The 13,718-nt window shown below is 38.0% G+C and carries 11 protein-coding genes; 2 read left to right on the forward strand and 9 right to left on the reverse strand.

What is annotated here, in order from left to right; genetic code table 11:
- Positions 1-2 precede the first annotated feature (2 nt).
- Complete coding sequence (locus EHR_RS12275) at positions 3-227, forward strand: hypothetical protein (RefSeq protein WP_014834732.1); 225 nt, start codon at positions 3-5, stop codon at positions 225-227.
- A 178-nt stretch (positions 228-405) separates the two neighbouring features.
- On the opposite strand, the gene pflA is transcribed toward EHR_RS12275, so the two are convergent.
- From pflA to EHR_RS12300, 5 genes are all read right to left on the reverse strand, one after another.
- Positions 406-1,173, reverse strand: coding sequence for a pyruvate formate-lyase-activating protein (gene pflA / locus EHR_RS12280; RefSeq protein ID WP_010737384.1), 768 nt, complete (start codon positions 1,171-1,173; stop codon positions 406-408).
- A gap of 151 nt (positions 1,174-1,324) precedes the next feature.
- Entirely contained in the window at positions 1,325-3,556 is a 2,232-nt protein-coding gene (gene pflB / locus EHR_RS12285) for a formate C-acetyltransferase (RefSeq protein ID WP_010719453.1), read from the reverse strand.
- A gap of 273 nt (positions 3,557-3,829) precedes the next feature.
- A complete protein-coding gene (parC, locus tag EHR_RS12290) occupies positions 3,830-6,280 on the reverse strand; it encodes a DNA topoisomerase IV subunit A (protein ID WP_010719454.1) in 2,451 nt (816 codons plus the stop codon).
- 11 nt (positions 6,281-6,291) lie between these two features.
- Positions 6,292-8,316, reverse strand: a complete 2,025-nt coding sequence (gene parE, locus EHR_RS12295; protein ID WP_010737383.1) for a DNA topoisomerase IV subunit B — start codon at positions 8,314-8,316, stop codon at positions 6,292-6,294.
- Positions 8,317-8,515: 199 nt separating this feature from the next.
- Positions 8,516-8,950 (reverse strand): CoA-binding protein, encoded by a 435-nt coding sequence (locus EHR_RS12300; protein ID WP_010737382.1) that lies wholly within the window; start codon positions 8,948-8,950, stop codon positions 8,516-8,518.
- A gap of 103 nt (positions 8,951-9,053) precedes the next feature.
- Between EHR_RS12300 and plsY the strand changes: the two genes are divergently transcribed.
- A complete protein-coding gene (plsY, locus tag EHR_RS12305; RefSeq protein ID WP_010719457.1) occupies positions 9,054-9,692 on the forward strand; it encodes a glycerol-3-phosphate 1-O-acyltransferase PlsY in 639 nt (212 codons plus the stop codon).
- 163 nt (positions 9,693-9,855) lie between these two features.
- On the opposite strand, the gene EHR_RS12310 is transcribed toward plsY, so the two are convergent.
- The 4 genes from EHR_RS12310 to hslV all read right to left on the reverse strand — a co-directional run bounded on the left by EHR_RS12310 (position 9,856) and on the right by hslV (position 13,702).
- On the reverse strand, positions 9,856-10,731 hold the full coding sequence (locus tag EHR_RS12310) for an aldose 1-epimerase family protein (RefSeq protein ID WP_010737381.1): 876 nt from the start codon (positions 10,729-10,731) through the stop codon (positions 9,856-9,858).
- A gap of 202 nt (positions 10,732-10,933) precedes the next feature.
- Positions 10,934-11,725 carry a GTP-sensing pleiotropic transcriptional regulator CodY gene (gene codY / locus EHR_RS12315; RefSeq protein ID WP_010719459.1) on the reverse strand — a complete coding sequence of 264 codons (792 nt, stop codon included), beginning with the start codon at positions 11,723-11,725 and terminating at the stop codon, positions 10,934-10,936.
- A gap of 15 nt (positions 11,726-11,740) precedes the next feature.
- Positions 11,741-13,141 (reverse strand): ATP-dependent protease ATPase subunit HslU, encoded by a 1,401-nt coding sequence (hslU, locus tag EHR_RS12320; protein WP_010719460.1) that lies wholly within the window; start codon positions 13,139-13,141, stop codon positions 11,741-11,743.
- Positions 13,142-13,153: 12 nt separating this feature from the next.
- Positions 13,154-13,702: an ATP-dependent protease subunit HslV gene (hslV, locus tag EHR_RS12325; protein WP_010719461.1), complete on the reverse strand. Its 549-nt coding sequence runs from the start codon at positions 13,700-13,702 to the stop codon at positions 13,154-13,156.
- Between the last annotated feature and the right edge of the window lie 16 nt (positions 13,703-13,718).

A 13,718-nucleotide genomic window follows, 5' to 3' on the forward strand; every position in this document is an offset into this window, starting at 1 on the left:
AAATGGACAAAAAACGATTGGAGCATCCAATATTTCTCATTGTCCAACTTGTTGATAGAACTTTTGCAACCAGCCAAATAAACGCCCTTGTTACTCACCCTTTTTCTTCTCAAAAAGCAGGTGAATCAAACAGCACTTATTTGCTTCATCAAAAGAAACAGCACACCTACATCAAGCTATTGGTTGACCTGAAATCACAGATCCTCAAACAAGACAATCCGCTATAAAAAGTGTTTTGGTATCACTAAAAAATGAACATACAGTATTGAGGCCATTGCTTAATTGTCTCTATCATTTATGTGACTGGAGGATTCTTCAGTCACATTTTCGTGCGCTTTGTGCGAAACAAAAAATCTGAGACAGAATATGATTCATTCTGACCCAGATTTGATTTTACACAGCTACTCAGTTCTTATTGCTGAGATATCCTCGATAGTCTTCTGTGTGAAGTAGTCGTTTGGCATTCTCGACTCTTTCTTTTGTTGGCGGTTCAATACCTTCTAGTGGATAATCTAAGCCAAGTGTTTCCCACTTATATTTCCCCATCGTATGGTAAGGTAGAATCTCTACTTTAGCTACATTGTTCAATGTCTTGATAAAGTCATCTAGCCGAATCAAGTATTCATCATAGTCACTGCGTTCAGGAACTAATACGTGTCTGATCCACACTGGCTTATTGATTTCAGAAAGATATTGCGCCATCTCCAGAATATTTTCATTATCCCAACGTGTTAACTTTTTATGCTCTTCGTTGTCGATGTGTTTGATATCAAACAGTAACAATTCAGTATACTTCATCAATTCTTGAAAACGAGAAAAGAATGGTTCGTCACGCGTGAAAGGCTTCCCACAAGTATCTAGCGTAGTATGCATACCACGCTCTTTCGCTTTCTTGAACAGTTCGATCAAAAAATCGATCTGTAATAAAGGTTCGCCTCCACTAACAGTGATACCGCCTTCTGAACCCCAATAGGAACGATAGCGCTCTGCTTGGTCTAATAGTTCATCCGCCGTATATTCTTTTCCTCCGCCTATATTCCATGTATCAGGATTATGACAAAATTCACAACGCATGCGACAACCTTGCATAAAAACGACGAATCTAACGCCTGGTCCATCTACAGAACCAAACGTTTCGATCGAATGAACATAGCCAATTGTTTTTTCTTCCATAAGGATCACTTCTTTTCTTTGATTTCATTTTATTTCAAAAGACACTTGAATCAACCGATTGCTAGGAAAAGACGAGGGCAAAGACCTCCGCCTTGCCCTCAACCTTTTTCAATCGTTCTTTTTAATGATAGATCGTATTATTTATTCCGCTTTACATTCTATCGTGTGATGTTCTCATCAATACGTCTAATTGTTGTTCTCTCGTTAGATCACGGAATTTAACAGCATAACCTGAGACACGGATCGTCAAGTTAGGGTATTTCATTGGATTTTCCATAGCATCACGTAATAGATCATTACTAAATACATTGACGTTCAAATGGTACGCTCCTTTAGAGAAGTAACCATCTAATACATTACGCAAGTTGCCGATACGTGTTTCTTCATCTTTTCCAAGACCGGAAGGATTGATCGTTTGCGTATTAGAGATCCCGTCACGTGCATACCCATAATTGATTTTAGCAGTTGAGTTAAGACTTGCCAACAATCCATTTTGTTCTGCATTGTAACTTGGGTTTGCCCCAGGAGCAAGAGGTTTACCTGCTTCACGTCCATCAGGTGTGTTACCAGTGTTTTTACCATAAACCACGTTTGATGTGATTGTTAATAATGACGTTGTTGGTGTGGAGTTACGGTATGTTTTATGACGTTTGATTTGTGTCATAAAGTATTCTAAGATCCATTCTGCTAACTCATCTGCTGCATCATCGTCATTTCCGTATTTAGGGAAGTCGCCAGTTACTTCGAAATCAACGGCAATTCCTTTTTCGTTACGGATTGGTTTCACATCTGCATATTTGATTGCTGACAAGCTATCCGCTGCATGAGAGATTCCAGCAATCCCTGTTGCAAATGTACGTTTCAAATCTGAATCCATCAATGCCAGTTGAGCTGCTTCATAAGAATATTTATCATGCATATAATGGATGATGTTTAATGTATTCACATATAACTCAGCTAACCAGTCCATCACATTCATAAATTTGTGTTTTACTTCTTCAAAGTCTAATACATCAGCTGTGATTGGACGATATTCAGGAGCAACTTGGGCACCAGTTACTTCATCAACCCCACCGTTGATTGCGTATAATAATGCTTTTGCTAAGTTCGCACGAGCCCCGAAGAACTGCATATCTTTTCCAACAACTGTTCCAGATACGCAACATGCAATAGCGCAATCATCTGAACCCCATTGTTCGCGAAGAAGATTGTCATTTTCAAATTGGATAGATGAGCTTTCGATCGCAATTTTACTTGCATAAGTTCTGAAGCCTTCTGGTAAATGTTCTGAATATAAAACTGTTAAGTTTGGTTCAGGAGAAGGACCCATGTTAGTCAATGTGTGCAATAGACGGAAATCATTCTTAGTTACTAATGAGCGTCCATCTAAGCCCATTCCAGCGATTGAAAGAGTCGCCCAGATTGGGAATCCTGAGAATAATTGATTGTATTCTGGTGTACGGGCAAATTTCACCATACGTAATTTCATGACTAAGTGATCGATCAATTCTTGTGCTTCTTGTTCGGTGATCACGCCATTATCTAAGTCACGTTGGATATAGATATCTAGGAAAGCAGAGATACGTCCGATTGACATTGCTGCACCATTTTGTGATTTGATGGCTGCTAAATAACCGAAGTATAACCATTGTACTGCTTCTTTTGCATTAGCAGCTGGTTTAGAGATATCATAGCCATATTTTGCAGCCATTTCTTTCATTTGTGCTAAAGCACGATATTGTTCTGTGATTTCTTCACGAAGACGAATGACTTCTTCATCCATTGTATGGAAACCTGTCATATCATGGTCTTTTTTCTTTTGTTCCATCAAATAGTCAATACCATACAATGCGATACGACGGTAGTCACCAATGATTCGTCCACGTCCATAAGCATCTGGAAGGCCTGTAATGATTTTGTTTTTACGTGCTGCACGCATTTCAGCTGTATAGGCATCAAATACACCTTGGTTATGTGTTTTACGCCAATCGCTAAAGATATGTGTCAACTCATCATTAGGTGTGTAACCATTACTTGTTAATGCATTGTTAGCCATATTGATACCACCAAATGGCATAAATGCTTGTTTCAATGGTTTATCTGTTTGTAAACCAACGATTTTTTCAAGATCTTTGTCTAAATAACCTGCATCATGTGAGGTAATCGTTGAAACGATTTCTGTGTCCATGTCATAAACGCCATTGCGTTCAAATTGAATATCATTTAGTTTTTGTAATTCTGCCCAAAGCTTTTCTGTTGCTTCAGTTGGTTTTTCTAAAAAGCTGTCGTCTCCACGGTATTCAGTGTAGTTATTTTGGATGAAGTCTCTTGTATCTACGCCTTCTTTCCATTTCGTTCCTTTAAATCCATTCCATTGCTCCATTGTATGGACCTCCCGTTATCTGTTTTATGTAACAGTTTTTACGTGATTAGTATAACACAGACGAGCATCTTTGCAAGGGTTTTCTTGTTTTTTATTTAACAAAAGATGGCGTTTTTATTCGCTTATATCAACAAACGCTAATATACCAAGATTTAGCAATTGTGAACACTTTCATATTTTTTATCTTAATATTTATAATTTTTTAATAATCAGAAAAAAGAAGGTAGTTCTGTATTAAAACAGATCTACCTTCTTTCAAAAAAACTATAACAGTTAATCGGTAATGGCTACTTCAGGTGGCTCAATGACTTTGATCACTTCGCCACCTTTTTTCTCGTCAACTGCAAATGAGCCATTAGAGGTTCGATCGCCAATCGGATAATCCGTTGGGTCAATCATTAGCTCTTGACCTTTTTGATTGATGATCATTATTTCTTTGGCGTTTCCTTCAGACATATGAATAACTCGATGTGGGTTTTTCTTTAGTTCACGTAGAACCGTAACACCACGTTTTGCTCGAGAGGTTTGACTAATTTCTTGCGCAAGCATCCGTTTTACCGCACCACGTTGAGTGACGATGATGATTGGCGTATCTCCTTCTGTCAAAACGAGTAACCCGTTAACGACAGTATCTTCGTCTTTGAGGTTGATTGAACGAACGCCAGCAGCTTTTGCTCCTACCACAGGTACTTCTTCTAATGGATATCGTAACCCCATCCCTTGGTAGGTGACTAAAAAGAGATCTAAATCTGTTTGACCTTCTACCAAGTAAGACGCAACTAATTCATCATCGTCACTTTTGAGTTTCATGCCACTTAACGGACGACTCTTATAAGTACGCCATGGTTCAAATTCAGTCATTCGAGTTTGTTTTACCCAGCCATTTTTACTGATGAAGACCAATGTTTTTTCTGCTTCGATTTTTTTGTATGGAAAAACAGCTAGAATCGATTCATCAACCGAAAGATTGACAATCGTTTGTGAAATATGTTCTCCAGCATCTTTCCATTTTAAATCTGGCAATTCATGGACAGGACGATAAATGACATTTGCCTTATTGGTGATCAACAACACATGATCCAAGGTATTTAGTTCACCAGAATACAAGAGATAGTCCCCTTCTCTCATGCCGATTTCCTCTGGTTTAGAAGCACTATATGAACGTAGACTAGTCCGTTTCACATAACCTTCCTTCGTTACGCTGACAATCACATCTTCTTGTGCTACTAACACTTTTGTATCAATTTTGATTTCTTCGATTTCGTCTTCAATTGTCGTTAAACGTGCATTAGCATACTTTTTCTTGACCTCACGAAGTTCTTTCTTCATGACTGAGAATAATTCTTTATCATTAGATAGAATTTTGTTTAATTCAGTGATTTGTGCTATTAAGCTTTCTGATTCTTTACGTAATTCCGTAATATCCGTATTTGTTAGACGATATAGTTGCAACGTCACGATTGCTTCAGCTTGTTCTTCCGTAAACTGAAAAACTTCGACTAAATTTTGCTTCGCGTTTTTCTTATCTTTACTTTCTCGAATCGTGGCAATGACTTCATCCAAGATCGACAAAGCTTTCATTAAACCTTCTACGATATGCTGGCGCTTTTGTGCTTTTTCTAAATCAAATTGACTTCGTTTCGTGATTACTTGTTTTCGATGATCAATATAACTACTTAAAATATCTTTTAACCCCACTTGATGCGGTGTCATGTGATCAATAGCTACCATATTGAAGTTGTAATTGATTTGTAGTTCAGTATTTTTAAACAGGTAATTGAGGATACCTTGTGCGTTAGCATCTTTTTTCAATTCAACCACGATCTGTAATCCAGTGCGGTCACTTTCATCTCTAACTTCAGCAATGCCATCGATTTTTTTATTTAAACGGATTTCATCCATTTTCTTCACTAATGTGGCTTTATTTACTTCATAAGGGATCTCGGAAATCACGATTTGCTGCTTGTTCCCTTTAATCGCTTCAATTTTAGTCTTTGATCGCAGAATGACTTTTCCACGTCCAGTTTCATAAGCTTTTTTGATCTCTGCTTTTCCTTGTAAGATTCCCCCAGTAGGAAAATCAGGACCAGGGATATAATCCATTAGTTTCTCTAAACTCGCTTGGGGATGATCAATGAGGTAAATCGTACCATCAATGACTTCTGCTAAGTTATGGGTAGGGATCTCCGTAGCATAACCAGCGGAAATTCCCGTTGAACCATTGACTAATAGGTTTGGATATCTCGCTGGCAACACAGTTGGTTCTTTTTCAGTATCATCAAAGTTCCATACAAGATCAACCGTATTTTTTTCAATATCTGCCAACATTTCACCACTCAATTGGGAGAGCCGTGCTTCTGTATAACGCATAGCAGCTGGTGGGTCACCATCCATACTACCGTTATTTCCGTGCATCTCTATAAGTACTTCTCTTAGCTTCCAATCCTGACTCATCCGAACCATGGCTTCATAAATACTACTGTCCCCATGAGGATGATAATTCCCCATGATATTTCCGACAGATTTGGCAGATTTACGGAATCCTTTATCAAAAGTATTGCCATCTTTATTCATCGCAAATAAAATTCGTCTTTGAACGGGTTTCAATCCATCTCGGATGTCTGGCAATGCTCTTTCTTGAATAATATATTTTGAGTAACGTCCAAAGCGGTCACCCATCACTTCTTCTAGGGTTAGTTCTTGGACTTCTTGACGTTCTTCCATTAGGTGACCTCCTATTCTTCTACTAATTCAGATTGTTTCTCTTCATCGAACAATTCATTGGACGTAGCTGTATTTTCAATATCTTCTTTTTTATCTAAGATACTACCATCTTCTTCTAACGTGAATTGCACATGATTTTCGATCCATTTTCGGCGAGGTTCAACTTTGTCCCCCATTAATGTCGTCACGCGACGTTCCGCTTGAGCAGCATCATCTATCCTCACGCGAATCAACGTTCGAGAGGCTGGGTCCATGGTAGTTTCCCACAATTGTTCTGCATTCATTTCTCCAAGACCTTTATAGCGTTGCAACATATAGCCTTTACCAATTTTTTTGATGGTCGCTGCTAATTCATCATCTGTCCAAGCATATTCGACCACTTGTTTTTTTCCTTGACCTTTAGAAACCTTATAAAGCGGTGGTAATGCGATATACACTTTTCCTGCTTCAATCAATGGTTTCATGTAACGATAAAAGAACGTCAGTAATAGCACTTGAATATGTGCACCATCGGTATCCGCATCGGTCATGATAATAATTTTGTCATAATTGCAATCTTCAATTGAAAACTCAGGTCCAACACCTGAACCGATCGTATAGATCATCGTATTGATTTCTTCGTTTTTCAAGATGTCTTGCATTTTTGCTTTTTCAGTGTTGATCACTTTCCCACGAAGAGGCAAGATGGCTTGGAATTTACGGTCTCTTCCTTGTTTTGCTGAACCACCAGCAGAGTCTCCCTCCACGAGGTATAATTCATTCTTTTTCGGATTTCGTGATTGAGCAGGTGTCAGTTTTCCTGAGAGTAATGATTCACCTTTTTTACGTTTTTTCCCATTACGGCTTTCTTCTCGAGCTTTTCGGGCAGCTTCACGAGCTTCTCGGGCTTTGATTGCTTTTCGCACTAACATTTGGCTCATTTCACTGTTTTCCTGTAAATAAAAGCCCATTTGTTCTCCAATGACATTATCTACTGCCGTACGGGCAATTGGTGTACCCAATTTTTCTTTTGTCTGTCCTTCAAATTGTAAGAGATTCTCAGGTACTCGAATGGAGAGAACAGCTGCTAAACCTTCTCTAAAATCACTACCTTCGAGATTCTTATCTCGTTCCTTCAGCAAGCCCACTTTTCGGGCATATTCATTGTAGGCTTTCGTCATCGCTGACTTCATACCGACTTCATGGGTGCCTCCATCTTTCGTTCGGACATTATTCACAAATGACAACACGTTTTCTGAATATCCATCATTATATTGGTAAGCAACTTCGACTTCGATACCGTCTTTTTCACCAGAAAAATAAACAACTGGTGTCAACGTATCTTTTTCTTCGTTTAGGTAGTCAACAAATTCTTTGATTCCTTCTTCGTAGTGAAAAACTTCCTTGATTGGTTCTTCACCACGCAGATCAGAAAGTGTGATTTTTACTCCTCTTAAAAGAAAAGCTGATTCTCGCAAACGTTCAGATAAAATATCATAAGAAAATTTAGTAGTGGAAAAGATCGTGTCATCTGGCAAGAAATGAACTGTCGTTCCATTGGATTTCTTGGTTTTCCCGATTTTTTTCAGTGTACCATCAGGCTTACCACCATTGCTGAATTTTTGTTGGTATTCAATCCCATCACGGACGATTGTAACAACCAACCATTTTGATAAAGCATTGACCACACTTGCTCCGACACCGTGTAGTCCCCCTGAGGTCTTGTATCCTCCTTGACCGAACTTTCCGCCGGCATGTAGTACAGTAAAAATCACTTCAACTGTGGGGATACCAGAAGCATGCATCCCAACTGGCATACCACGACCGCTATCTGTCACAGTGATACTATTGTCTTCATGAATGGTTACATCAATTTCATTTCCATATCCAGATAAAGCTTCATCAACCGCATTGTCAACGATCTCATAGACTAAATGATGTAAGCCCCGGCTATCCGTTGACCCGATATACATTCCTGGTCGTTTTCTAACTGCCTCTAATCCTTCAAGAACCTGGATCGATGCATCATTATATTCGTTCTTTACTTTTTTTGCCAAGGCAAACGCTCCTTCAATAATACTTTACGGTTAAAACCGCATCACGATAATCATACTAGAAATACGCATGAAAAAAAAGAGGTTAGGAAAGAATTAAAACTTAATTACTAACTAACCTTTGAGAATACCATCTTTTTTATTCTATTGTTCGCTTTTGTCTTGCCGATTAAATATTTCACGTTATTTAAAATGCAAACATTTAGTTATCTTTTTCGTTCATATTGTTCCACTCGATTTTTATACAACGATCCATGATGATGTCTTTGCGATTTGCTGATTGAAGCTTGTTTGCTGCTTCTTCATTTGCGATACCTAATTGCGCCCAAAATACTTTTGCTTGAGTCTGTAAAAAGTCAGCAGCTACCTCTGGCAAAAATTCACTACGCCGAAAAATATCCACGATATCGATCGGTTCTTGGATTTCCTGTAGCGATGCATAGACCTTTTCGCCTAAAATGATCTCTCCTGCTAATAATGGGTTCACTGGAATGATACGATATCCCCGTTCTTGCAGAAATCGAGCAATTTGGTAACTTGTTCGTTCTTCCTTGTTACTCAAACCAACAATTGCAATCGTTTTTGCTGTTTTTAAATAATCGAAGATTTTTTCTTGTGTTGGATTTTCAAATGACATAAATAATACTCCCTTTCCTTCACTCTTTCAAGTATTTCCAATTGTTCACGTACTTTATTCATGATAAAATAAATATTAGTTTCAAATTGAAAGAGGTAGAACAATGAAATTAATTTTATTATTGGTACTTGCCTATCTTCTAGGCTCGATTCCTTCGGGGGTTTGGATAGGTAAATTATTTTTCAAAAAAGACATCCGCCAACATGGTAGCGGAAATACTGGCACCACCAATACTTTTAGAGTTTTAGGAAAAACAGCAGGTACAATTGTGTTGTTCATGGATATCTTGAAAGGAACCTTGGCAACTTGCTTACCAGTTATTTTCCACGTTACAACCATTAATCCCCTATGGTTTGGTGTTTGTGCGATCTTAGGTCATACATTCCCTATTTTCGCTGGCTTCAAAGGAGGCAAAGCAGTTGCAACAAGTGCTGGAATGTTACTTGGATTCAATCCTCTATTTTTTATCTATTCCAGTATCATCTTCGTTGTTACGCTCTTTTGTACTAGTATGGTAAGTTTAACAAGTATGATCAGTGCAACTTTGATCACTTTATCAACGATTATCCTTCCTTACATCGCACCTGGTATCTTACCTAAGCAAAACTGGCTATTGACGATCATTGCATTTTTAGTTTCTGCCTTTATTTTCTATCGCCATAAAGAGAATATCCTACGAATCAAAAACCATACAGAAAGTCGTATCCCCTTCGGATTGAATAGTAGTAAGAAAAAAAATTGACCTGAGAGAAAAACAGTTGACTAATCAGCCAACTGTTTTTTTAGCTTTTAAATGATTGATTCGTTAAGAAGCGAAAAGAAACGATTAGCAAAATAAAGGGAACATGAATCATTATACCTGATTTCCTCTGATTAATTGAAATCAAACAACTTTAGGATAACCACTATTTTACCGTAATCGAATATTTTGTTTGAAAAATTTCATGTGCGCCTAGTTGATTGATTCCAGCTTTTTCCATCAATTCTCCCGAGCTGCTTACTGTATCTGCGATACCACACCAAGGTTCGATACAAACAAAAGGCGCTTCTTTTGGATAAGGTGACCAAATCCCAACATATGGCATATCTTTATAACTCAATGTCACACTGTGGCTAGATTTTTCACTACGGATGGCATAAGCGTTCAATCCTTTCGTTTCAAATACTAGTGCATCATTTTCAAAAAGATCGTGTACTAATGCAAGGTTGGTATTTGTTTGTCCAAGTGTTTTTTGTTCCATATCGATATATGGCCCACTTAAAGGTAAACGCAAACGTGATTTTTTAGGTGAAAACGCAAGATAAAAATCATCAAAAGTCAATCCTTCTTCCAGAGGAACATTAAAGGCTGGGTGACCCCCAATCGAAAAGAACATTTCTTCTTCTCCAGTATTAGCCACTTGATAATGAACAGTGATCCCATCTCCACCTAATTCATAAGAAATCACTAATTCAAAATCAAAAGGATAATTTTTTTTGGTCTCGGGTGTACTTCTTAACAAAAAGCTGGCTAATTCTTGACCATGTTCGATTACTTCAAAATCCATATCTCTCGCAAAGCCATGTTGCCCCATTGAATAAGTCTTTCCTTGGTACGTGTATTGGTCATCCTTTAATCTTCCAACAAATGGAAATAAAACGGGCGCATGTCTTCCCCAATACGCTGGATCAGCTTGCCAAATATACTCAAGATTATTATCCTTTGATTTTAAACTGACCAATTCTGCTCCATGTTCAGCAATTTCAGCAATCAATTGATCATTTTGAATGATTACAGTCATTATAATTCCTCCACCGTTAAATCTTAGGACCTGAGATAGCTAGTCTCAGGTCCTAAGCTATTCTTATTTTTTCCAACAAGAAGTATCCGAATCATCCTTGGCATTACTCGTGTGTTTCAGCGAAAAGAAAACCCAAAGGAGACTCTTTTTGTTTACTTCGTTCCTACTGAATAGATTCATCTAATCAATCGGTCATAGATTTTTAGTAACTGTGTTTTGTTAATTCTTCTTTGAATCTGGAATTTAGAACTTTTAAATACGTCCCTTTCATCCCAAGGGAGCGTGATTCAATGATCCCAGCTGACTCTAATTTACGTAATGCATTGACGATCACTGAGCGAGTGATCCCAATTTTATCCGCAATATTGGATGCTGTTAAACGTCCTTCATCGCCTTCTAAGGCATCAAAAATCGCTTGAACTGCCTTCAATTCGCTATAAGACAAAGTATTGATCGCCATTTGGACAGCTGTTGCACTTCTGACATCCGCTTCAATACTACGTGATTTTTGATAAAGGATCTGCATGCCGACTACCGTCGCACCATATTCAGCTAACACTAGGTCTTCATCGGTAAAGGCTTGTTCCATCCTTGATAAAATAATGGTTCCTAACCGCTCGCCAGCACCAAAAATAGGGACTACTGTCGTCAAACCAAATGGGTATTTTTCTCTTGCTTCAAAAGGAAAAGCAGTCATTTCACTACTGATCGGAATATTGGCTTCCGTTTTGTTCAATTGATCAACTGTGTCAGTATAAGAATCGGGAAATTGCTTTTCAACAAACATCATTTTTATCCGTTCATTGTTGACATCATGACGTTCATCATAGCCTAATAAAACTCCTTCACTGCTAATGATATAGACATTACTATCTAAAATAGCACCTAATGTCACAGCCATTTTATCGTAAGGTAAATCAGCTCGCAGATCGAAAGTATTTTTTTGTTGTAATAATTTGTTGATATTGCGGGTTTTTGTTAATAAATCCGTCATTTTCTTCCTCCGATTTTATAAAATAAAACGACTTAAATCTTCATTTGCTACAATCGAACCTAATTTTTCTTCTACATAAGCTTCCGTAATCGTGATTTCTCCCATTTGCATGTCAGGTGCTTCAAACAATAAGTCTTCTAACAATTTTTCTAAGATCGTGTGCAAACGTCTAGCTCCGATATTGTCTGTATCGCGGTTCACATCATAAGCGATTTGAGCGATTTTCTCAATTGCTTCTTTCGTAAAGATAACTGAAACATTTTCTGTACCAATTAATGCTACGTATTGTTTGATTAGTGCATTGTTTGGTTCAGTCAAGATTTTAATAAAGTCATCTGCAGTTAAATCATCTAATTCTACACGTATTGGAAAACGTCCTTGCAATTCTGGAATCAAATCACTTGGTTTTGATAAATGGAAGGCACCAGAAGCAATAAATAAGACGTGATCCGTTTGGATAACTCCATACTTCGTGTTCACTTGTGAACCTTCAACGATTGGCAGGATATCTCTTTGGACGCCTTCACGTGATACTTCACCAGATTGTTGTGATTTTGAAGTGATTTTATCGATTTCATCAATAAAAATGATCCCGCTTGATTGTGCTAATTGAATGGCTTCACTATGGATGTCAGCATCTTTGACTAGTTTACTTGATTCTTCTTTGATCAACAGTTCAAGTGCATCTTTTACTGCTAACGTGCGCTCAACCTTTTTCTTCGGTGTTAGCGCCCCTAATGTTTCATTTAAATCAATGCCCATCTGTTCCAAACCATTGTTCATCATTGGAGCTGGTTTCTTTTGTTCTTCTATTTCGATTGTTACTTGACGGTTATCAAGTAAACCTTTTTGTAATTGTTCTAGAACCGTTTTCCGATTGACACGGATTTCTTCAGTCACTTCTTCTTGCGGTTCTGCTGTATTTTGTTGCGCAACATTGAACATGTTCATCATTTGTTCAAATTGATTTCCTGTTTGTTTTTGTTCTTTTTTAATTCCAGGAACCAGCACTTTTACTAATCGTTTTTCTGCTCTTTTCTTAGCTTCAGTATATACACGACTATATTGTTCTTTTTCAACGATCTGGATCGCATTTTCTACTAGATCACGAACCATCGACTCCACATCTCGACCAACATAACCTACTTCTGTAAATTTCGTTGCTTCTACTTTCACGAAAGGAGCGTTGACGATTTTTGCCAATCGGCGAGCGATCTCTGTTTTCCCTACCCCTGTTGGTCCGATCATCAGCATATTTTTAGGTGTGATATCTTGTTGCATTTTTTCATCTAATTGTAAACGGCGATAGCGATTGCGCAAAGCAACCGCAACTGATTTTTTAGCTGCTTGTTGTCCAATGATATATTGATCTAATTCATTAACGATTTGTCTTGGTGTTTGTTTTAATTCATACATTCTTCTTCACCTCTATAATTCTTCCACAATAATATTATGATTTGTAAAGATACAAATGTCTGCTGCAATATTCAATGCATTCTCTGCGATTTCTTTGGCACTCATGTCGTTTTGTGCGTAGTTCTTCATTGCTCGAGCAGCAGCTAATGCAAAATTCCCTCCTGAACCAATAGCCAAAATTCCATCATCTGGTGCAATCACTTCCCCAGTACCTGAAACTAATAACATTTCTTTTTCATTCATTACGATCAACATTGCTTCTAGTTTTTGCATGGACTGTTGTGTCCGCCATTCTTGCGCTAATTCCACTGCAGCTCGCTGTAAATTACCATTGTATTCATTTAATTTGCCTTCAAATTTTTCTTCCAATGTAAATGCGTCTGCGACACTTCCAGCAAATCCTACGATGACTTCATCATTATAGATTCGACGGACTTTTCTTGCGCTTCCTTTCATCACCACGGATTCGCCCATTGTAACTTGACCGTCACCTGCCATTGCAAATTTTCCATCTTTTTCAACGGCACAAATCGTCGTTGAATGAAATTGTGATTCTACCATAGTTATTTCCTCCCAA

This window comes from Enterococcus hirae ATCC 9790 (assembly GCF_000271405.2).
Lineage (GTDB): Bacteria > Bacillota > Bacilli > Lactobacillales > Enterococcaceae > Enterococcus_B > Enterococcus_B hirae.

What these genes read in the sequence shown, in the direction of transcription:
- EHR_RS12300 (WP_010737382.1), bottom strand. Translation starts at nt 8,950, where the DNA reads ATGTCATTTGAAAATCCAACACAAGAAAAAATCTTCGATTATTTAAAA.
- codY (WP_010719459.1), bottom strand. Translation starts at nt 11,725, where the DNA reads ATGACGGATTTATTAACAAAAACCCGCAATATCAACAAATTATTACAA.
- EHR_RS12275 (WP_014834732.1), top strand. Translation starts at nt 3, where the DNA reads ATGGACAAAAAACGATTGGAGCATCCAATATTTCTCATTGTCCAACTT.
- plsY (WP_010719457.1), top strand. Translation starts at nt 9,054, where the DNA reads ATGAAATTAATTTTATTATTGGTACTTGCCTATCTTCTAGGCTCGATT.
- parC (WP_010719454.1), bottom strand. Translation starts at nt 6,280, where the DNA reads ATGGAAGAACGTCAAGAAGTCCAAGAACTAACCCTAGAAGAAGTGATG.
- pflB (WP_010719453.1), bottom strand. Translation starts at nt 3,556, where the DNA reads ATGGAGCAATGGAATGGATTTAAAGGAACGAAATGGAAAGAAGGCGTA.
- hslU (WP_010719460.1), bottom strand. Translation starts at nt 13,141, where the DNA reads ATGTATGAATTAAAACAAACACCAAGACAAATCGTTAATGAATTAGAT.
- hslV (WP_010719461.1), bottom strand. Translation starts at nt 13,702, where the DNA reads ATGGTAGAATCACAATTTCATTCAACGACGATTTGTGCCGTTGAAAAA.
- pflA (WP_010737384.1), bottom strand. Translation starts at nt 1,173, where the DNA reads ATGGAAGAAAAAACAATTGGCTATGTTCATTCGATCGAAACGTTTGGT.
- EHR_RS12310 (WP_010737381.1), bottom strand. Translation starts at nt 10,731, where the DNA reads ATGACTGTAATCATTCAAAATGATCAATTGATTGCTGAAATTGCTGAA.